The organism is Candidatus Hydrogenedentota bacterium (assembly GCA_012730045.1).
Lineage (GTDB): Bacteria > Hydrogenedentota > Hydrogenedentia > Hydrogenedentales > CAITNO01 > JAAYBR01.
Genome location: JAAYBR010000143.1, coordinates 40,628 through 61,246, shown reverse-complemented (window position 1 = coordinate 61,246; position 20,619 = coordinate 40,628). Strand labels below are relative to the sequence as shown.

The window sequence follows — 20,619 nt, the reverse complement described above, 5'->3', positions numbered from 1 at the left end:
GGTTTCTCCCTTCTGAAAAGAGACAATGGAGGGCCATCACAGGCCGGGGCCGGGTGTCCGGGGCGTGCTCAGCCGCCGTCGCGGAGAACGCTGTAGACCGTGCGGGCAAAGAAGACCTGGGTGCGGTCCTGGGGCGCCCAGAACTCCTTCACGCGCCCGTCATAGAGCAACGTGAACGACTCCTGCCCCGATGTGTCCGAACCGGCCACCAGCACGCCGAGATCGGGGCAGATGATCGCGCCGCGCACCTGCATCTTGCCCTCGGTGTAAGACTTGTGGCGGGCCTTGCTCCGCGTGATGGCGAAGATGGCGTTGTTGCTGTACAGCAGCCCGTCAAACTTCCACTTCGACTTGTCCGGCCGGGCCATCTCGTCGTTGTACCAGATCCGGCGCAGGATGTCCTCGCTGATCCAGTTGCCCTCCGGATTCATGTAGTGGTACGCCGCCCGGTCCAGAATGTCCAGCGGGTAGCCCTTGGAAATCATGTAGTCCTGGAGCAGCTTCACAGTGTTGTCCGTCCGGTCGTACTTCACCGAGTGCTCGTCGCTCAGCTTGGTGAACACCCAGATGTTGTCCGGCTGGCTCTCCCGCATGCCGTAGAAACGGGGGGTGTAACTGGAATCGGCCACGGCCTTCTCCAACTCATAGAAATTGAACAGTTGAAGCTCCGACTGGGTGAAGGAGAACTGCTGGCCCTGCCGGGCCACGGTCTTTCCGCTGTTGTCCACCATGGTGGGAAAAATCCCGCCGGCATCTATGACTCCCGGATCAAAGTACCCGTAGTTAAGCGTCTCCTTCTTTTTGCTGATGGTCTGGGTCGCCGACCTGTTCGCGGTTCGTACATCAATGCTGTAGGCGCTGCTCGGAACGTGCGCGGTGTCCAGCGAGTGGTTCTTCCCCCGCACGGTGAGGTAGTCGCCCATAAGCACGCTGCCCCCGGTGATGAGGGCCATGGCGTTTTGGGTGCCGTCGTCCGCCTGCCCGAATCTTCCGGGCGCGTCGGCATAGGTGACATCGCCCGTGAGATACGTGTTGCCGCGCACAAAAATCTGCCCCGTGCCCCTCACCTTGCCCGTCATCACCAGGTCGCCGTTCACGGCAACGGTCCCGTTAAGTTGGATGGGGTTGGCTTCCGTGCCGACCAGAATCAGGTTGCCATTAAACTGGCCCGTGGCCGCAAGGGTGGCCAGGGCTGAGTTGGAGGTGGTCGGCAGTGCGTTCGTGTTATACGTGGACCCCTGCGGCACGCCAAAAGCGACGCCGCCATTTATGCTTCCCTCCAGCACCCCGGCGATCTCCTCAAACTCGTCGGTGTCCACATACCGGTCGCCGTCGTTGTCCGGGAACGGCGCGGGAAAGTCGGTGGGCAGCGGCCCGTCGGTCATGAGGTCGGGGTCGCTGGGATAGTTGCGGTAGAGATTGCCGAACTGTGTCGGGCGGCCCTGGGCGTCGTTGCCCGCGGCAACCATGGGAGTGGTGATCATGGCGCCGTTTGTCGGGTTCTGGGTGATCTTTCCGTTGGTGGTGTCAAACTGGCGGCTCTTCAGGCCGCTCGACGACTGGATCTGCGCGTCCGAAAGGAGGCTGTAGTTGGTGTTGTAAACATTTCCGCGGGTGTACAGGGTCCCCGCGATATGGGAGTCGGCGGCGTCCTTGCGGTAAAGAAGCGCCTGCAGCGTGGCGACTTTCACGCGGTCAAAGGTGCCCCGCAGGTCTTCATCGGTGTTGAGTTCCTGGTCCAGGTTGCGGATGCCCGCGTGGCAGAGGATGCAGTTGATCTGGTTGGCGAGCACGGCGTACTCGAAGCCCGTGAAGGGGGTGCCGGAGATGCGGACCGTCTGCTGGGCGGTCAGCGTGGCGGGCTCCCCGGCGGCGGCGCCCTTGGTCCGGCTGGCGGTGGAGGTGATGGTCACGTCCACGCCGAACAGCGTGTCCTCGCGCGCCAGTGTCAGGCCCGTCACGGCCAGCCCCGACGCCTCGTCCAGCACGATCGGGGACGCGGCGCTGGCCAGGGTGGCCTGGCCGCCCTCCTCGACCACCTCGTCCACGAAGACCTTGTAGGAGGCCAGATTGCCCGTGGTGTTGCCGTTGCCGGTGACGTACTGGTTCCAGAGCCGCTCAATGCCCGTGTCTATCCCGGCCTTGCAGGCCTCCTCCAGGTCCATCTGGGACATGAGCATCTCGGTCTGCGCGGCGGCCCGCGTCGCCTGCTGGGAGACGAGCAGCACCGCCCCCAGGATCAGCACCATGGCAATGAGCGCCAGCACCAGCGCCATGCCCCGCTGCGAACCGTTGTTCTTCGCTTCCATCCCCGTGGTCTCCTTGCTCTGTTCTGCCCGCCGTCCGGGCGGCCCACGTCACGTCAGTTCATCAGGTAAATGGTGCTTTCGGTGTCCACGCGCAGCATCCGGGCGCTGTCCTGGGCGATTGGGGTGACGGCGGTCATGGTGACCACCAGGCAGCTGCCGTCGGCCGAAAGGTCAAAGGCGACATTTGCCAGCGTGGTGGCGCTGCCCAGCACCCGCCGCTGAATCCCGTTAATCAGGACCAGCTGGCGCGTGAGACGCCCGTTGCCGTCCGTGTCCTCGCCCGGGTCCAGCCGCCCGTTGCCAAACTCGCCGTTTTCCAGCCCGGCGGCGGGCAGGTCTTCCGACTCAAACCGGATGGTCCGCACGGGGGAGAAAGCCGTCCCGTCGTTCGCGGTTGGAACAACATAGGTGATTTCGCGCGGATTTCCGGGGTTCACCCGCAGATCCTGGGCGCCGGCCGGCAGCACCTGCCCGGGGGCCGCCCGCTTGACGGCCATCTGCGCCTCGTCGCTCAGGGCGCGCATGGCGTCCCGGCAGTCCGCCTGGAGGGCGCCCATGCGCTGGTTCAGGTCTATGGCCTCGTAACTGGAGGAGAAGGCGATGTAGCCGAGCATGCTGACCACCAGCACGATGGCCACCGAAATCATCATTTCTATGAGGGTGAATCCCGCCTGTCTCATGGGTTTCTCCGGGGGGCAGCCCTATCGGTTGGTGATTATGGTGCGCAGTCCGGCCTGGAACACCCGCCCGCGCGCGCCGGTCCAGCGCGTGATGACCTGGACATGCACCGGGTTGGTGTTGCCGCTCTCCACCAGGGAAGTGACTGCGGGGTTCCCGTCCGCGTCAAGCAGCAGCACCTGAATCTCCTGGTCCCGCAGCACAAACAGGCCCCGGTACGGTTCCCGCTCCGCCTCGGACAGCTCAAGAAACTCCACCGACGTGCCGGGCATGTCGTCCAGCCAGGACATCAACACGCAGGGAAACATGGCCCCCCCCGCTGGGCAGTCCGTGCTTACCGGAAGCGCCCGCGCCACCTGGCGGAGATTGGCAATGACCGCACGGCAGGAGTTCATGGCGTCGTTGCGCTGGTTCTGCAGCCGCATGACCGCATGGCTGGACACCAGCCCCTGTGCGGTGATGCTGAGGATGGTCATCAGTATGGCGATGGCGATGGTCAACTCAAGAAGACTGAACCCCGCCAGGCGCGGGGAACGTCCGCGCACACGCCCCAGCCGCACCGCGCGCGCACACACTCTTCCTTGCAACATAACTGCCTCCGTAAAACGCCGACTAATCCGGGCGCCTTTTCCCGCCAAATTGTAGCACATATCCCCAAAATTAACAACCCGTCTTCGCACAGACCGCTTTTTTTTCAGTTTTTGGCTTTCGGCGGGGGAAGGGCCCGCCGGCATACCGCCTCCACCCAGTCGTCCGAAACGTTCAGGCAGGGCAGCAGCAGCAGTTCCCGGCCCCCGGCCGCCATAAAACACGCCCGTCCCCGCAGCCCCAGTTCCTCCAGCGTTTCCAGGCAGTCGGCGACAAAACAGGGCGCGCAGAGGGCGACCCGCGCGGCTCCCCCGGCCGGGGCGGCGGCAAGCAGGCTCTCCGTGTCCGGGGCCAGCCAGCCGCGCCCAAACCGGGACTGCCACCCCAGACGGCATCGGTCCGTATCCAGCCCAAGCACCCCGACCAGGGCGTCCATGGTGGCCTTGCACTGTCCCACGTAGTCACATTCCGGCCCCGCCGCCGCGTCCCGTGCGGCCTGGGCGAGGGGGAGTCCGTGAAAACTGAAGATCACCCGGTCCGGCGCAAAGTCCCGCAACAGGGGACCATACAGGCGGGCGAGGGGCTCGATGAACCACGGGGCGTCATAAAAGGGGGGGAGCTCCCGGAGAGCGGGCGCATGCGGCGCCCGCGCGGCCGCCGCCCGAACCGCCGCCAGGGCGGCGCCCCGGCTCGCCGTGGCGTGCTGGGGAAAGAGGGGAAGCACAAGCACCTCCCCGACGCCCTCCTGGACAAAGTCCCGCAGGGCGTCGCCGGGGGTCGGGCTGGCGTAGACCGCGGCGTGCCGCACGCACAGGTCCGGACGGCGCGCCGCGATGGCCGCCGCCAGGTTTCGGGTGTGCGCCGTCAGCGGGGCCCCCTGGCCGGTCCAGATGTGCCGGTACAGTTCCAGGCTCTTCCGCGCCCGCAACGGGGCGATGATCCCGTGGACCAGCAGGGCGCGCAGGGGAAAAGGGAGGGAGATCACATGGGGGTCCATGAGAAACCGGCGCAGGTAGCGACGCACCCCCGCGAGGTCGCAGGTGTCCGGGGAGCCCGTCTGCAGCAGCAGCAGCCCCATGCGCCCGCCGGAGCCCGCCTCTCGGTTGTCCGTCTCCATGCCGTATACGGTAGCGGGAACCCGCGCAGAATGCAAAGCGGCGGGGGGGGACCGCAACGGCCTTGGGGAAGCGCCGGCCACCATCGTTTCTCGTGTGCCCCCGCGTGGGCAAGCCCGCGCGGAGAAAGGCGGCAGCAAGCCACCGCACTCCAAGGCGCTGCGCGCTGCGCGGACCCGGGACTGCGGTGATGGGCGGCGTCCTGGTTCGATTTCCTTGGCGGGCCGTTGAAGCCCCCGCCCCGGCAACGCTATACTCCCATCGCAAACCGCAACCCCGGACGGGCGCATCATGCAGGCTGAAGACAGAGTCATCCATTTCTGCGTAGAGTTGATCCACCCCGGCCAGCCCTTCAACCGGGGCGCCCTCCAGAAGCTTTACTTTGAGCTCTCCCAGACCGGCGCCGGATATGACAGCATTGAGGTGAGCGACACGGCCCAGGCGCGCTTCTACTCGCGGCGGGGCCGCGCCCAGTCCGTCCTGCTGTTCCTGCCCGACCGCGCCCTCATCATCGAGGAGTGGGCCGACATTCCCATGGCCGACTTCGAGGAGCGGGTCCGCACCGTCATGCCGCGGCTGGGCGAGGCGCGCGGGATTCCCGGGTTCATGGTGCACGCGGCCACGGTGCGCTCCACCTTCGCCCTCACAGGGGAGGGGGACTGCCGGCGCTTTCTCATTGAGCGTGTGTGCCGCCAGGAGCCCCGCGCCATGGCGGTGTTCAACCGCCCCATCGCCACCGCCGGGCTGCGCTATGTGCTGCCGGAGACGGCGGAGTGCCCGGGAACGCTCTATGTGAACATTGAGACCTTCCGGCACAGCAACAACGAGATTTTCGTCGAGGTGAAGGGGATTTTCGGGAAGCAGCAGGTGGCGCCGGACGCGCCGGAGACCGTCATCGCCAACCTCCGGGTGGTGCGATCCTTCATCACGGGGCACATCTACCCCTACCTGGAGCAGTACGACAGCGCCGGCGAATAGGGCGGGGGAGGGACGGCCCGCGGCTGATTCGCCGGCCATTTCCGTGCTCCTGCCCGTGTGGAACGCGGCGGCCACCCTGCCGGCAGCCGTGGACTCCGTCCGAAACCAGACCTTTCAGGACTGGGAACTGCTCGTTGTGGATGACGGGTCCACGGACGAAAGCCCCGAAATCGCCGGCAAGCTGGCCCGGGAGGACGCCCGAATCCGCACGCTGCACACCCCGCACCGGGGCATTGTGGCGGCGCTGAACACGGCGGCCGAAGCGGCACGCGGCCGCCTGCTGGCCCGGATGGACGCGGACGACCTTTCCCTGCCCCACCGGCTGGAGGCGCAGCGCGCCCTGCTGGAGGCCGACCCCGGCATCGGCCTCTGCGGCGGCGTGGTGCGCATCACGGGGGAACCGGTGGGATCCGGCGCCCGGCGCTACGAGGCCTGGGTGAACGGCCTGCTCACCCACCGGGAAATCGTCCGGGAAATCCTCGTGGAATGCCCCGTGCCGCACCCGACCTTCCTGATGCCCAAAGCCCTCTTCGAGGAGCTGGGCGGATACCGGGACTGCGGCTGGCCCGAGGACTATGACCTGGTCCTCCGCGTCTGGCGGGCCGGACGGCGCTTCGCCAAGCCGTCCGTCCCGGTGCTCGAATGGCGCGACCACGGCCGCCGCCTTTCGAGGACCGACCCCCGCTACGCCGAGGCGGCCTTCCGGCGGTGCAAGCGGCATTATCTGGCGGAAAGCGGGCTTTGGGACGGGCGGCGCTTCTTCCAGTGGGGGGCGGGGGAGGTGGGGAAGCGCTGGCTCCGCGAGTGGGAAACCCTCCGGCCGGAGGCGGTGGTGGACATCAACCCCCGCAAGATCGGCCGCACCATCCACGGCACCCCCGTCATCGCGCCACCAGACCTCCCCCCGCCGGACGGGGTGTTCGTTGTGGCCGCCGTCGGCACCCCCGGCGCCCGGGACGACATCCGGACAAGACTGCTTCCCCGGGGCTATGCCGAGGGGGAGGATTTCCTGTTTCTGGCCTAGGGCTTTTCCTGCGGCGCCTCGTCCGCGCTTTCCATGTCCAGGTTGCCGTCCCAGAGGTACTTCCGCGTCTCCGCCACCACCACGCCGCTGAGCAGCAGCAGGGCGACCAGATTGGGAAGGGCCATGAGGGCGTTGGCGAAATCGGCGAAGGACCAGACCAGCGGCAGATTGACCAGGGCCCCCGCCAGCACCGCCACGGTCCACAGGGCGCGGTAGACAAGCACCGAGCGGGCCCCCGCGAGGTACTCGCAGGCCTTTTCACCGTAGTAGGACCACCCGAGGATGGTGGAGAAGACGAAGGTGGCCATGCCCACCGTCAGAATGACCGGCCCCAGCACCGGCAGGCTGGCAAAGGTCTCGTGGCTCAGTTTCGCCCCCTGAAGGCCCTCCTGCCATTTTCCGGAGTTGACGATGACCAGGCCGGTCATAAGGCAGATGACCACGGTGTCCCAGAAGGTGCCCGAGGCGGAGACCAGGGCCTGCCGGACGGGGTTGCGCGTCTGCGCCGCGGCGGCCACGATGGGCGCGCTGCCCATGCCGGACTCGTTGGAGAACAGCCCGCGCGCGATGCCGAAACGCACCGCCTCCCGCATCCCCGCCCCGAGGAAGCCCCCGGCCGCGGCCTGTCCCGTGAACGCGCTCTTCACAATCAGCGCCACCGTCTCCGGAAGGGTGTCCGCAAACATGACAAGCAGCACGAGGCAGCCGACGATGTAAAACAGGGCCATGAACGGCACCAGGGCCTGGCAGACACGGGCGATGGACTTGATGCCGCCCAGCACCACCACCCCCGTCAGGAGGCTCATGACCAGCCCGCTGGCCCACAGCGGGGCCCCCGTGTTCTCCAGCAGCAGGTGCGACAGGGCGTTGGCCTGCACCATGTTGCCTATGCCGAAGGAGGCGACCACGGTGAACACCGCGAAGAGCACGCCGAGCCACTTCCAGCCCAGCCCCCGCTCCAGGACATACATGGGCCCGCCGGCCATGGCGCCCGAGGGCCCCTTTATCCGGTACTTCACCGACAACAGTGCCTCGGCGTACTTGGTGGAAATGCCGAAAACCCCGGTCAGCCACATCCACAGCACCGCCCCGGGGCCGCCCAGGGAAACCGCCGTGGCCACGCCGACAATGTTGCCGGTGCCCACCGTGGCCGCCAGCGCCGTGGTCAGCGCGCCGAAGGGGCTGATGTCCCCGCCGCCGGCCTCGTCCCGCTTGAGGGACAGACGGACCGCCGTGCCCAGATGGCGCTGGATGAACCGCAGCCGCACGGTAAGAAACAGGTGCGTGCCGAAAAGCAATATCAGCATGGGGGGGCCCCACAAAATGCCGTTCGCCGCATTCAGCGCGTTTTCAATCCACAGCAGCATGGGGGCCCTTTCGATGGGGGGACAGGGGGGGGCGCGTCCCCGGCCGCCCGCACAGGATGTTGTGGCCGCCGGGTTGACCACCCCAAGGGGGCAACAATACCCCGGCGGGCACGGCGCGGTCAACTGGGGCGCGCCCTGCGGAACCGTGTACAATGGCCCCTTGGGCGCGGGAGCCGGGAACCCTTTCGGCCGCCCCGGCCATCTTTCCTGTAAACCTTTTTCGGAGCGCGCTCGTTTAGCATGCAGATGTCCCGCCACAACACGAAGGACTGGTCCGCCACGGACGACACCGCGCTGGCTCTGGCGGCGCGGGCGGGCGACGCGGCCGCCTTCGAGGAGATCGTGCGGCGGTATCAGGGCCGGGTGTACGCGGCGGCCTACCGCGTCACGGGCAACCGCGAGGACGCCCTGGACGCGGCGCAGGACGCGCTGATCAAGGCCCACCGGAAGTTGTCGTCGTGGGAGCCGACGGGCAGTTTTTTGTCGTGGCTCCTGCGGCTCACGACGAACCAGGCGATAGACCATGTCCGCAAGCGGATCCGGCGGCCCCAGGAGGCGCTGGACGAGGCCTTCGTGGGCGACACGGAGCACGCGCCCGTGGAGCCGCATGTGGCCGCGACGGACGAGGCGGTGGCGGCGCGGGAGATTGACGAGCGCGTGCGCGGCGCGTTGCGGGTGCTGTCGCCGATGCAGCGCGACGTGTTTGTCCTCAGACACTTCGAGGGGTTTTCCCTCGTGGAGATAGCGGGGCAGCTGGGCTGCACCGTGGGCAGTGTGAAAGTACACCTGTTTAGGGCGTTGAAGAAATTGCGCACCGAACTCAAAGACATGGCGCCGGACGCTCCGGACGCGCGGGAAGGGGACGAGTGATGCCTCTTTGGACCCGTTTCCCCTGGTCACGCGCGCGCCGCGCGGAGGGCGCCCTGGCCGCGTCCCTGTACGAGACCCTGAGTGGGGAGGACGAGCGCCTCCTGGAAGAAATGCTCCGCGAGGATCCGTCGTTCCGACGGGAGGCTGCGGAGCTCCGCGCCCTGCGCGCCATGAACCTCCTCGAAACCCCGGAGTTCACCGGGGATCTGCTCCCCGCGGTCCGCGCGGGACTGGCGGAAGCCCCCGCCGCGCACCATTCACGGGCGTTCCCGCGCGCGCTGGCCGCGGCGGCGGTGGCCGTGCTGGCCGCCGGGGTGTATTTCGCCGCGGGACCGCTTCCGACCGGACCCGCCCCCACACGGGAGGCGGCGGAGAGCGCCGCCCCGTCCCCGCTGGCAGGCGTGCTGGAACAGGCCCGCGCCTCGCTTCAGCGGCGGGATTTCGCCGGGGCCCGGACCTCGTTGACCGGCGCGCTGGCCGCAGCCCCCGACGATCCCGGGGCGGGCGCCGCCCAGGCCCTCCTGGCCGACATGGAATACGCCCACCTGCAGCGGTACCCGCAGGCCCACGCGGCCTACACCCGTCTGCGCGAGCGCTATCCGGACACCTTCACCACCGACCCCCGCAGCATTGAGCGGTTTAACCTCCTTGACGAGGCGCGGGCGTATGACTACGCGCCGCTGCGCGCCCTGGACTTCGCCCGGGAGCACCGGGAGGAGGCCCTGCCACAGCTGGAGCGCGTCATCGCCCGGTATCCGGGGACCATGCTCGCCGCCGCCGCTGTCAGCCAGATCATCCACCCCTCCGGCGCCGCCGCCGGACAGGACCCCGCCGCCGCCGTCCTGGCCCTGGAGGACGCCCGCAGCCGCTGTGTCGAGCCTGCGGCCGTCGCCCAGCTCAACCTGGCGCTTGGCGGCCTCTACTGCGACGCCTTCCACGACGAGGCGCAGGCGCGCGACCTGTTTCTCCAGGCGGCCTCGGGCGGCAGCCCCGCGGTCAGCACCCAGGCCCAGGCGGCCCTGGCGCGCCTGGAACCCTGAGAGGCCGGCGGGAGGCCGCCGGGGGCTGTGGTATAATCCGCGCCTGAACGACAACCCACGGAGGACGGCCGGTGGCCGCGAGCGGTTTTGAGCAGTTTCTGCTGAGGCAGGAGGTCCTGGACGCGGCGCGTCTGGAGCGCGCCCGGGCCGAGGCCGCGAAAAACGGCCTGAGTCTCCTGGCCGCCGTCGTGCAGATGGGCTACCTCCCCCCCGAAAAGGCCTACGAGGCCCTCGCCCAGTTCTGCGAAATGCGCTTCGTCCTCCCGTCGAAGATCACCATCCCCCCGGAACTGATCAGCAAGGTTCCCGCCCGCTTCGCCACGCACTACGGCTTCGTCCCCGTGCAGGAGCGGGACGGCCTGCTGGTGGTCGCCGTAAGTGACCCGCTGAACGCCCAGCTTCTGGACGACATCCGCCTGGTGCTCAAGCGGCGCATCGAGGCCGTGGTGACCACCCCGCAGGAGATCGCCCGGGTCACCCGCGACCTCTACGGCGTGGGCGCGGACACGATGGAGAAGATGCTCATCAGCGCGGCCGAGGGCGCCGAGGGCGTGGTGAACCTGGAGTCCTCGCAGTCCAGCTCGGACCTCGGCGACGACAGCATAGACGCCTCCATCATCAAGTTCGTGAACGAGCTGATCCTCGAGGCGATCCAGTCGGACACGACGGACATCCACATCGAGCCCTTCGAGGAGGCCCTGCGCGTCCGGTACCGCATTGACGGCATCCTGCACCAGGCCCCGACGCCCCCGAGCATCCGGGGCTTCCACTCGGCCATCGTCTCGCGCATCAAAATCATGGCCAACCTTAACATCGCGGAGAAGCGCCTGCCGCAGGACGGCAAAATCCTCGCCTCCTTCGGCGACAACCACTACGACCTGCGCGTCTCGATCCTGCCCACGCCGCACGGCGAGACGGTGAACATCCGCATCCTGAGCCGCTCGTCCATGGCGATGACGCTGGACCAGCTCGGCTTCCTCGCCGAGGACCTGGAGGTGTTCAACCGGTTCATCACCAAGCCCCACGGCATCATCCTCGTGACGGGCCCCACGGGCAGCGGCAAGACCACGACGCTCTACGCCGCCCTGGCGAAGCTCAACCAGCTCGACCGGAAGATCATCACCATCGAGGACCCCATCGAGTACCAGCTCGCCGGGGTTTCCCAGATGCAGGTGCAGCCGAAAATCGGGTTCGACTTCGCCCTGGGCCTGCGGGCCATGCTCCGCCACGACCCCGACATCATGCTCGTGGGCGAGATCCGCGACTACGAGACCGCCGAAATGGCGATCCGGTCCAGCCTCACGGGCCACCTGGTCCTGAGCACCCTGCACACCAACGACTCCGCCGGGGCCGTCACCCGCCTCGTGGACATGGGCATCGAGCCCTTCCTCATCTCCAGCACCATGATCGCCTCCATCGCCCAGCGCCTGGTCCGCCGCGTCTGCCGCGAGTGCGGCGAGCCCCACGAGCCGGACACGGAGCTGCTCCTCCGCGAGTTCGGGCTGCGGCCCGACCAGCTGGAGGGCGCCGCCTTCCGGCACGGCCGCGGCTGCGACGCCTGCCGCCACACGGGCTTCAGGGGCCGCCTCGCCATCTATGAGATGCTCGCCTTCACCGAGGAGATCAAGCGCATGACCGTGGAGCGGCTCAACGCGCTGGACATCAAGCGGGTCGCCATGCGCAACGGCATGAAGACCCTGCGTTATTCCGGGTGGCAGCGTGTGAAATCGGGGGGCACCACCTTCGAGGAGGTCCTCCGGCTGACCGCAGACACCGAGGACTTCGGACTCGGCACGGACCGAAGCAATGCCCCAGTTCCAGTATGAGGCGAAAAAGGGCCCCGGCGCGCCGGTCACGGGCATGGTCGAGGCCGAGAACCAGCGCGCCGCCATCTCCCGCCTGCGGGACATGGGCTTCTTCCCCCTCCGCGTGGAGGAGTTCCGCGAGAAGCAGGCGAAGGACTCCCTCCGCGACGCCCTGTCCCGCATCCGCCTGAAGGACCGCAACCTCTTCCTGCGCCAGCTCGCCAACCTGTGCGAGTCCGGCATGATGATCACCCGCGCCCTGCGCACCCTGGTCGAGCAGACCGAAAACCCCAAACTGGCCAAGGTCATTGACCAGCTCCGCGACGACGTCCAGAAGGGCAACAGCCTCGCCGACGCCATGGACCGGCACCCCGACCTCTTCCCCGCCATGTACAGCAACCTGGTCCGCGCGGGGGAAACCGGCGGCATGCTGGAGGAGGTGCTCTGGCGCATCTGCGCCTTCGGCGAGCAGGAGGAGGAGCTGCGCGGCAAGGCCACCTCCGCCATGATCTACCCGGCCTTCCTGCTGTCCATCGGCTCCATCGCCATCTTCATCCTCGTCTCCTTCGTGTTCCCCAAGTTTGTCACCATTTTCGAGGAGTTCAACGCCGAACTTCCCCTGCCCACCCGCATGGTCATGGGCTTCTGCGACTTCATGGGCACCTGGTGGTGGGCCGTCCTGATCGTCCTCTTCGTCCTGGGCACCGCCGTGGTGCGCCATGTCCGCACCGACACCGGCCGGCGGCAGATGGACACCTTCCTTCTGCGCGTTCCCGTCATCCGAACCGTCATCGTCAAGTACGAGATGGCCAAGTTCGCCCGCACCCTCGGCACCCTCATGGACAACGGCGTCCCCATCCTCACGTCCATCAAGATCACCGCCGACACCATGACCAACCGCCTCATCCGCGACGAGGTCAGCCAGATCCACATCGGCATCACCGAGGGCGAAAGCCTCAGCGAGTGCCTCCGCAAGCGCCTGTTCTTCACCCCCATGGTCGTGAGCATGTTCGCCGTCGGCGAGGAGAGCGGCCGCGTGGGCGCCGTCGCCAAGCGCGTCGCCGACGCCTACGACATCGAGGTGGACCGCGCCGTCAAGGCCATGGCCGCCCTCTTCGAGCCCCTCCTCATCGTGGTCATGGGCGTCGTCGTCGGCTTCCTCGTCATCGCCATGCTCCTGCCCATGCTCACCCTCAGCTCCACCATTGGGGCCTAGGCCAAAACCCGGAACTCGCGGCGCCGGGGGTTGGCGGCCAACCGAATCCCATGGAGACGGCACGGGCAGGGAAGCGCGCGGGGGGTGTCTTGCCTGTCCATGACGTCCAGCCCCCCGCGGCCCCGGATCCGCACAGCGCGCAGCGCCTTGGAGTGCGGTGGCTTGCTGCCGCCTTTCTTCGCGTGGGCCTGCCCGCGCGGGAGCCCGCGAAGAACGACCGTGGCCGCGCGTTTCCCCAAGGCCGGCGGGCACTCCCCGCCGCAATTTCGGCCGCCCCGTTGGGGCATGCCTGTTCTGCGCGGGCTGTTCTGACACCGTCCTCCGTCCTCCGGAAAACACGCGCGGACAAAAAAAGAGGAACGTGGACGGGAGGGGGAGGACAGGCAGGAACTTCGTCCACGTTCCATAGACAGGAAAGGGCTTTGGGCTATCTTGCTTTCGCGTCTGCTGGAACAACGCCGCCCGCGCCCCGGGGGTTGACACGCGCCGGGAAGGCGGTTCAGACTGGCGGAAAATGCGGCCGGCGCAAGGACAGGCCGGCGCAAGGAGCGCGCCCCATGCACCGGTTTTCCTCTTGTTTCCCGGCGGTTTTCTCCCTTCTGCTGGCCGCCGGAACCTGCGCGGCCCAGGAGCCCCTTCCGGCGGACGGAAGAACCTTCGTGATCACCGACGGAACGGCGGGGGAGACCGTCACCTCGGGACGATGGGCCCTTTCTGGAACGCTCGCGGTTTCCTTTTCCGGACGCATTGAGCCGCACGAGAACACCTCCGTTGCCGTGTTCGGAGAGGGCGTGGAATCCGTGACCGGACGCTTTGACCGCATCGTGCTGCCCGGGGGATGGCTCTGCGACACGGCCTACCAGGACCACGCGCCGTTTCTCGTGCTGTCCCGTTTCCGTCCGGACCGCGTCCCGGCGTTTCCGGGGGCCGAGGGTTTCGGCAAGTACACGATCGGCGGGCGCGGCGGAAGGGTATTTGAGGTGACCCATCTGGGCGACAGCGGCCCCGGCAGTTTCCGGGAGGCCTGCGAGGCGGAGGGGCCGCGGACCGTCGTCTTCCGTGTCTCGGGAAACATCGCCCTGGCGTCCCAGATCAAGATCAGGAACCCCTTTCTGACCATTGCGGGCCAGACCGCCCCGGGCGACGGCATCTGCGTGAAGGACTACCAGGTCAGTTTCAACACCCAGCATCTGATTGTGCGGTATATGCGGTTCCGTCCGGGCGACGAGACCAAGAAGGAGCAGGACGCTTTCGGCGGGGAGGGGGACCATCTCCTGGTGGACCACTGCTCCGTGAGCTGGGGGGTGGACGAGACGCTCTCCATCAACAAGGGGGCCAACGCCACGGTGCAGTGGTGCATGGTGACCGAAAGCCTCACCGACTCGATACACAAGAAGGGGAAGCACGGCTACGGCGGCCTGTGGGGCGGCCCGGGCGGCTCGTGGCACCACAACCTCCTCGCGCACCACTCCAGCCGGAACCCCCGCGCCTCGGGCAACGAGGCGTCCGGGCTCATGGACATGCGCAACAACGTCATCTACAACTGGGGGTTCAACAGCGCCTACGGCGGCGAGATGTGGCCGCGCAACTGGATCAACAACTACTACAAACACGGCCCCGCCACGGACAGGGAGGTGCGCGGACGCATCTTCCTCCAGAAGGACCCGCGCGGAAAGATGTACTGCGACGGCAACTTCGTCTGGGGCTTCCCGAAGATCACCCGCGACAACTGGAACGGCGGCGTCCATTTCGCCCCCGACGGCGAAGCCACCGAGGCAACCCTCCGCGTCACCACCCCCTACGTCGTGGCCCCCGTGGAAACACAGTCTGCGGAGGACGCCTTCGAGGCGGTGCTGCGGCAGGCGGGGTGCTCCCTGCGGCGGGACGCCGTGGACACCCGCATCGTCCACGAGGTGCGCACCGGCACCGCGAAATTCGGGGAGACCTACGAGGGCGGGGGAAAGGGAATCATAGACTCCCAGGCCGCTGTCGGCGGCTGGCCCGAACTGAACAGCCTTCCCGCGCCCCCGGACACCGACCACGACGGCATGCCGGACGACTGGGAGCGCACCCACGGCCTCGACCCCGCCAACCCCGCCGACGGCGCGGAGACCGGCCCGGACGGATACACCCGTCTGGAGGAGTATCTGAACTCGCTGGCCTGAGGGGGGATCCGGCAACCCGCGGTGAAAAACAGGGGTTGACTTCTGTCTCCGGAGATGATATCATAATGATATGGTTTTGAAAGGAGACCAGGACATGGTTACCAGGGATGTGCCGCGGACTGTCGCCAACGGGTGGATGATGCTCTTTCTCCTCTTCACAACAGGCGTCCTGATCGCCTCGGGAATCGTCTGGGGGGCCGCCAACGAGGCCGTGCCGGTCGTTGTCGTGCTCGCCCTTCTCGGCACGGTATGGGTGGTCTGTGCGGGGGGCTTCTTCACCCTCCAGCCGAACGAGGCCGCCGCGCTCATCCTGTTCGGGAAATACATGGGCACGGTGCGCGAGAGCGGGTTCCACTGGGCGAACCCGTTTTACCTCAAGCGCAAGGTGTCCCTGCGCCGCCGCAACCTGAACGGGGCGACGATCAAGGTGAACGACCTGCGCGGGAACCCGATCGAGATCGCGGCGGTCATGGTGTGGCGGGTGGCAGACGCGGCCAAGGCCATTTTCGACGTGGACCATTTTGAGAACTACGTCGCCGTCCAGAGCGAGGCGGCGCTGCGGCACATGGCGATGGCCTACCCCTACGACGACTTCCACGCCACGGAGGAGATTTCGCTGCGCGGCAGCACGGACGAGGTCTCGAAAGCGCTCCAGCAGGAGGTGCAGGAGCGGGTGGCCCCGGCGGGGGTGGTGGTGGAGGAGAGCCGGCTCGCCCATCTGGCCTACGCGCCGGAGATCGCGGGGGCCATGCTCCAGCGCCAGCAGGCGGAGGCCGTGGTGGCGGCGCGCGCCCGCATCGTGGAGGGCGCCGTGGGCATGGTGGAGATGGCGCTGGACAAACTGGAGGAGTCAAAGCGTTTTCCGCTGGACGACGAGCGGAAGGCAGCGATGGTCAGCAACCTTCTGGTGGTGCTGTGCAGCCACGAGTCCACCCGGCCCGTGGTGAACGCGGGCACGCTGTACCAGTAGGACGGGGGCGTCAACGTGGCCGAGAAAAAGTCCTTCCTGCTGCGGCTGCCGCCGGAGCTGCTCGAAGACCTGAACCGCTGGGCCGCGGACGAACTCCGCAGCCTCAACGGCCAGATCGAGTATCTGCTCCGCGACGCCGTGCGAAAGCGCGGGAGGGAGCGGAAGAGGACCGAACCGGAGGCAAAGGAGCCTGAGGAAGATGGCGGACGATTATGAAGGCCGGGCGGCGTTCACGGGGGACCGGGACGCGGCACTGGCGCGCGCGGGGCGGCTGCTGGCCGACGCGGGGTATCAGGCGCTCCCGCCGACGGGAAACCAGGTGTTCTTTGAGAATCCCGTGTCCTTCTGGAAGACCAACAAGCAGCCCCTGCTCATGGTCTCGCGGGGAAGTGTCACGGTCATCGGCCAGGAGCTCGTTCTGAACGCCGAGTTCGGGAACCTGCGCTCCGTCCTGAAGTTCCTGCTTGTCGTCATCGGCGTGATCGCCGTGGTGCAAACGGTCGCGCTTTCGGTGGTCTTCATCACAGTCAACAAACGGCCAGAGCTGCTGTGGGTCTGCGCGCTCACCATTCTCCCGCTGCCGGTGGTTTTTCCCGTTGTGCGCAAAACCCAGGCCTGGGCGACCTCGCGGGCGCTGGAGGCGCTGCTCGCCAAAATGGCCGGGGCGGACTGAACGGGCCCGGCGATGCGCAACCGAACTACCTCATGAATCCCGGAAGGGGACGGCGGCGCAGCCAGACCAGCAGCACAAGGGCCGTCACGCAGACGGCAAGGCTTCCCCAGCCGCCCCGGGCGGCGGCGTTTGCGGACAGGGTGCCGCAGGCGGGGGTGCGGGGTTCGTCCTCCGGGCCGTCCTCAAACCAGATCGGCGCGGAAACGGCCTCATCGTTGCGGCCGTTGCGGTCGCCGTCGTCGGTCTGCGTCACGATCACATAGTAGTAGTCGTTCCCCGCGCCGTCGGGGTCCTCAAACACCACGTCCACCGCGTTCCCGGACACGGCCGCGTCCTGCGCCAATTCGCCGTTGCGGAAGAGACGGACCCGCTCGAACCCGTCGCCGCCGCGGTCGCCGAGGCTCACGGTGAAAACCCGGGGCAGCCCTTTCAGCCGGGACCCCATCGGATGCCCGGAGGACCGGAAATCCAGCAGCAGGTTCTTGTCCTCCGTGCTGTAGAAGCGCCGCGCCAGACAGGCCTCCGCAATGCCGTCCCGGGTCAGCTCCCGCGCCTGCACGCCCATCCGGAAGTCGTTGCGCAGCCCCCAGGCCCGGCTGTGGTTGTCCTGACCGCCCCCCGGGGAAATCCGCCAGCCTTTCTGAAGGGCGAGGTCAAAGAAGGGCGTGTCGCTTTCCCAGCTTCCCGCGTAATAGTACTGGTCAAATCCATAGCTCCTGTTCCAGAGCTCCATGCCGACAAGGTTGGGCACGCCGGCGGGAGACAGCCGGAAACGGCGGAACTCCCGGCCTGTGTGGTCAAAGTCGCCCGGATGGTTGAAGAGGGCAAACGAATCCGCCTGCCTGGAGATCCACCGGTAGAAGCTTCCCAGCCCGTATGTGCTCACCGCGTTGATGAAGCCGTCGCTGTTCACCACGGTGATGTGGCCAAGCAGGGGATTGGACCACTCGAAGCCCCACAGGGCCGCAAACTGATGGGGCTGGTAGGCCGCATTCGCGGCATCGCGAAGGGTGTCCCACTTGTCGTCCCAGGGCCAGAGAATCAGGTACTCGGCATGGTCGGCCAGGGAGTAGAAATCCAATTCCGCCAGGTCGCGCGCCGTCCGGTACGCCTGGTACGGATCCCCCTCGGCGTCCAGGGACAGCTCGCTGTGGTCGTGGAAGTACCCGAAATAGGTGGGATAGTCCGCCGGATCGGCGGGGGTGGTCTGGGGAGCCACAGGAACGGCGGGAGCAGCGCCGCTTTTGGCCCCGTCCAGCGCATCCATTTCCGCAAACAACTCCTCCAGCGGAGTGGCGGCGAGCGCCGCCGCCACGGCGGCCGCGTCCGAAGAAGGCTGGAACTCTTTCTCCCCGGAACGTTGCAGAAACCGGCGGCACTGGTCCCACGTCGGACCGGGCTGGTCTTCCCGCAGCACCAGCGAAAGCACCTCCTCCGGCGTGGCGGAAAACGCCTCGGCGGTCTCCCGGATCATGAAGAACTCGACAGGGGAGGGCGCGCGGCCATGCGCCCGGAGGAACAGCGCGACGGTCAATTCCCTGTAGTCGAGACGCTTGGCGGGGGAGGACGTCTCCACGACGGCCACAAACCCGGCAATGCCGCTTTGGATGGCTGCCGCGTCCTGGGGAGGGGCCGCCGCGGCCTCTGCGCCCCCCCCTCCGGCCGCAACAACCGCCGCAACCGCAAGGAAACACCGAAGCCCCCGCGAGAATATCCGGGAATCCGCGTAAGTCATGGAATCCTTTCCCAGGTCCGCGTTCAACAACGCCCCCTGTGCCCGCGCCAACCTGTTTGGCGGTCGCTCTTTAGGACTGTTGGGAACCCGTCTCAGTTTCCGCATGGGTACAGGTACACCTCAGCCGGATCGCCCTATTCCCGTCCCTGCGCTCAGGAAACGGCCCCGTGCCGGGCGAGCAGTTCCTCCACCGGTTCCCCGATTTCCCCCTCCACCCAGCGCATGAACCCCCGGGCGCGCTCCTGAGCCCGGTCGAGCCGCCCGGAGAAGAAAGGATTCTCCGCGTTCCGCTGCTTGAGGGATTCAAACCGTTGACGCAGCGTGGTGGGCCGGGTGTGTTCGACCAGGAAATCCACCAGGGTGACAATCCTCTCCTCCAGTCCCTCGGGAAGGTGGGCCCGTTCCGACAGGCCGAATTGCGCGGCTTCGGCGGCTTCCAGGCCAAAAAGGATGTGGGAAGCGCACAGCGCGGCCTCCCGGGCGTGCCCCAGTCCGGACAGCAGCTTGTGGCCCTCGACACCGTGCCCCACCGGGTCGTGCGTGACCGAGCGGCCAATGTCATGGAGCAGCGCGGCGCGCCACAGAAAATCATGGTCCACGGGATGGCGGCGCGCCAGCGCGCGCCCCAGCACGGCCGCGTGCTCCGCCACGGCGCGGCAGTGGCACACCCACGCGCCGCCGCGCCCGTGCGCCTCCAGCAGTGCCAGCGCCGTGTCCCGCGTCAGGGTCACCGGTCAATCTCCAGGGCCGCCTTGAGCGTGGCAATGGCCTCCGCGATGTCGGGGAAGCCCCAGACATTGCGCCCGACGGTGCTGCCCGCCGCGCCGCTGCGCACCACGTCCCGCATCATGGCGGCGGCGTCCTCCAACGTCTCGCACTTCGGCCCGCCGGCGGTCACCACCGGGATCGGCGTGACCGAAACGATGTCGGCGAACGATGCGGCGTCGCCGGTGTAGGGAATCTTCACCACGTCCGCGCCCATCTCCAGCCCCACGCGCGCCGCATAGGCGATGTCCTCGGCCCGGTCGCTGATGACCGAAGCGCCGTCCCTCACAACAATGGGGTAGATGTGCGGGATGACCGGCAGGCCGAAGCGCTCCGCCTCGCGGACCGTCTGCGCCAGCCGCTTGAGAAACGCAAACTCGCCGGGGTCCTTGACAAACAGGGCGACCGCGATGGCGTCCGCGCCCAGGGCCGCCGCCTCCTCCACCTCCGCATGGTCGGCGAACCCGTCCTGGCCGGCCCGGGGGGCCATCTGCTGGATGATCAGCGGAATCCGGCCCGCCAGCTCCTTCGTGACGCAGCGCATGGCCACGCCCTTGTTCAGCGTGATGGCGCTCGGCCGCGCCTCGATGATCCGGCGCACCGTGTCCCCGATGCGGCGCAGCCCCTCCGGCATGCCGATGGAATAGTTGATCAGGTGGTCCGCCGCCACCGACAGGATGCGCCCCGACGGATGGCTGAAAATGCGGTTCAGGCGGATCTGCTTGCCCAGTGCGGCCATGGGAACTCCGTTCATGTGTCTGGTTGCGGTCCTGACAGCGGACCGGGAGCGCCCATTCTTGCAGGAAGTACGCCGTGAGTCAAGCCGGGGAGCAGGGCAATCCCGCACTAAAATGCCTCTCGAGAAGCGCCTGCGAGCGGCATGGACGTCCCTTGGTTATGTGATTCTGTCTTTGTTGTCCCAACGGGGCATCCGCACATAGCCCAGGCAGGCCGCCGCCCATCACCGTAGCCCCGGGTCCGTACAGCGCGCAGCGCCTTGGAGTGCGGTAGCTTGCTGCCGCCTTCCTTCGCGCGGGCTTGCCCGCGCGGGGGCACACGAAAGACGGCGATGGCCGCGCGTTTTCCCAAGGCCTGCGCGGCGCTCCCCGCCTTAATTTCGGCTGCCCCGTTGGGGCATGATTCCTTCTGTCCGGGCACCCCAGGGCAGGCCGGGCCCTTCGGGCGGCGGCCTGGCCTGGGCTAAATTCGGCAACGCTTTCAGCGTTGAAGAGGTCGCACAACGGACAATGGCCGGACTCCATCCAGAAAGAGCCTGCGGATTTTAGTGCGATTGCCCTGAGCCGGGGAGGGAGAGCCCGAA

General features: G+C 67.5%; 18 protein-coding genes. 10 read left to right on the top strand and 8 right to left on the bottom strand.

From position 1 onward, the window contains the following. Window positions 1–68: 68 nt before the first annotated feature. The 4 genes from GXY15_15540 to hemH form a co-directional block, all read right to left on the bottom strand. Window positions 69–2,309, bottom strand: coding sequence for a hypothetical protein (locus tag GXY15_15540; protein NLV42623.1), 2,241 nt, complete (start codon window positions 2,307–2,309; stop codon window positions 69–71). A 53-nt stretch (window positions 2,310–2,362) separates the two neighbouring features. Beyond that, window positions 2,363–2,989 (bottom strand): prepilin-type N-terminal cleavage/methylation domain-containing protein, encoded by a 627-nt coding sequence (locus GXY15_15535; protein NLV42622.1) that lies wholly within the window; start codon window positions 2,987–2,989, stop codon window positions 2,363–2,365. Window positions 2,990–3,010: 21 nt separating this feature from the next. Beyond that, on the bottom strand, window positions 3,011–3,577 hold the full coding sequence (locus GXY15_15530; protein NLV42621.1) for a hypothetical protein: 567 nt from the start codon (window positions 3,575–3,577) through the stop codon (window positions 3,011–3,013). Window positions 3,578–3,681: 104 nt separating this feature from the next. Beyond that, entirely contained in the window at window positions 3,682–4,692 is a 1,011-nt protein-coding gene (gene hemH, locus GXY15_15525; protein ID NLV42620.1) for a ferrochelatase, read from the bottom strand. Between the two features lie 289 nt (window positions 4,693–4,981). Here hemH and GXY15_15520 point away from each other — a divergent pair, with 289 nt between their 5' ends. After that, complete coding sequence (locus GXY15_15520; protein ID NLV42619.1) at window positions 4,982–5,668, top strand: hypothetical protein; 687 nt, start codon at window positions 4,982–4,984, stop codon at window positions 5,666–5,668. 43 nt (window positions 5,669–5,711) lie between these two features. Beyond that, window positions 5,712–6,692: a glycosyltransferase gene (locus GXY15_15515; protein ID NLV42618.1), complete on the top strand. Its 981-nt coding sequence runs from the start codon at window positions 5,712–5,714 to the stop codon at window positions 6,690–6,692. On the opposite strand, the gene GXY15_15510 is transcribed toward GXY15_15515, so the two are convergent. Continuing rightward, a complete protein-coding gene (locus GXY15_15510; GenBank protein NLV42617.1) occupies window positions 6,689–8,059 on the bottom strand; it encodes a sodium:alanine symporter family protein in 1,371 nt (456 codons plus the stop codon). The genes GXY15_15515 and GXY15_15510 overlap by 4 nt on opposite strands. A gap of 240 nt (window positions 8,060–8,299) precedes the next feature. On the opposite strand from GXY15_15510, the gene GXY15_15505 reads away from it, so the two are divergent. The 8 genes from GXY15_15505 to GXY15_15470 all read left to right on the top strand — a co-directional run bounded on the left by GXY15_15505 (window position 8,300) and on the right by GXY15_15470 (window position 16,798). Then, window positions 8,300–8,929 carry a sigma-70 family RNA polymerase sigma factor gene (locus tag GXY15_15505; protein NLV42616.1) on the top strand — a complete coding sequence of 210 codons (630 nt, stop codon included), beginning with the start codon at window positions 8,300–8,302 and terminating at the stop codon, window positions 8,927–8,929. After that, window positions 8,929–9,969, top strand: coding sequence for a hypothetical protein (locus GXY15_15500; GenBank protein ID NLV42615.1), 1,041 nt, complete (start codon window positions 8,929–8,931; stop codon window positions 9,967–9,969). The genes GXY15_15505 and GXY15_15500 overlap by 1 nt, the downstream gene beginning before the upstream one ends. Before the next feature lie 71 nt (window positions 9,970–10,040). Beyond that, window positions 10,041–11,795: a type II/IV secretion system protein gene (locus tag GXY15_15495; GenBank protein ID NLV42614.1), complete on the top strand. Its 1,755-nt coding sequence runs from the start codon at window positions 10,041–10,043 to the stop codon at window positions 11,793–11,795. Further along, window positions 11,776–12,990, top strand: a complete 1,215-nt coding sequence (locus GXY15_15490) for a type II secretion system F family protein (protein NLV42613.1) — start codon at window positions 11,776–11,778, stop codon at window positions 12,988–12,990. The genes GXY15_15495 and GXY15_15490 overlap by 20 nt, the downstream gene beginning before the upstream one ends. Window positions 12,991–13,871: 881 nt before the next feature. Then, window positions 13,872–15,155, top strand: a complete 1,284-nt coding sequence (locus GXY15_15485; GenBank protein ID NLV42612.1) for a pectate lyase — start codon at window positions 13,872–13,874, stop codon at window positions 15,153–15,155. A gap of 136 nt (window positions 15,156–15,291) precedes the next feature. Next, window positions 15,292–16,125, top strand: a complete 834-nt coding sequence (locus tag GXY15_15480) for an SPFH domain-containing protein (protein ID NLV42611.1) — start codon at window positions 15,292–15,294, stop codon at window positions 16,123–16,125. Window positions 16,126–16,140: 15 nt separating this feature from the next. Further along, the gene (locus tag GXY15_15475; protein ID NLV42610.1) at window positions 16,141–16,341 is read left to right on the top strand and encodes an Arc family DNA-binding protein; all 201 of its coding nucleotides are present in this window, start codon (window positions 16,141–16,143) and stop codon (window positions 16,339–16,341) included. Beyond that, the gene (locus tag GXY15_15470; GenBank protein NLV42609.1) at window positions 16,325–16,798 is read left to right on the top strand and encodes a hypothetical protein; all 474 of its coding nucleotides are present in this window, start codon (window positions 16,325–16,327) and stop codon (window positions 16,796–16,798) included. The genes GXY15_15475 and GXY15_15470 overlap by 17 nt, the downstream gene beginning before the upstream one ends. Before the next feature lie 25 nt (window positions 16,799–16,823). On the opposite strand, the gene GXY15_15465 is transcribed toward GXY15_15470, so the two are convergent. The 3 genes from GXY15_15465 to GXY15_15455 form a co-directional block, all read right to left on the bottom strand. Next, window positions 16,824–18,533: a CehA/McbA family metallohydrolase gene (locus GXY15_15465; GenBank protein NLV42608.1), complete on the bottom strand. Its 1,710-nt coding sequence runs from the start codon at window positions 18,531–18,533 to the stop codon at window positions 16,824–16,826. 152 nt (window positions 18,534–18,685) lie between these two features. Then, window positions 18,686–19,264 carry an HD domain-containing protein gene (locus GXY15_15460; GenBank protein NLV42607.1) on the bottom strand — a complete coding sequence of 193 codons (579 nt, stop codon included), beginning with the start codon at window positions 19,262–19,264 and terminating at the stop codon, window positions 18,686–18,688. Continuing rightward, a complete protein-coding gene (locus tag GXY15_15455; protein NLV42606.1) occupies window positions 19,261–20,052 on the bottom strand; it encodes an aldolase in 792 nt (263 codons plus the stop codon). Before GXY15_15455 ends, GXY15_15460 begins: the two co-directional genes overlap by 4 nt. Between the last annotated feature and the right edge of the window lie 567 nt (window positions 20,053–20,619).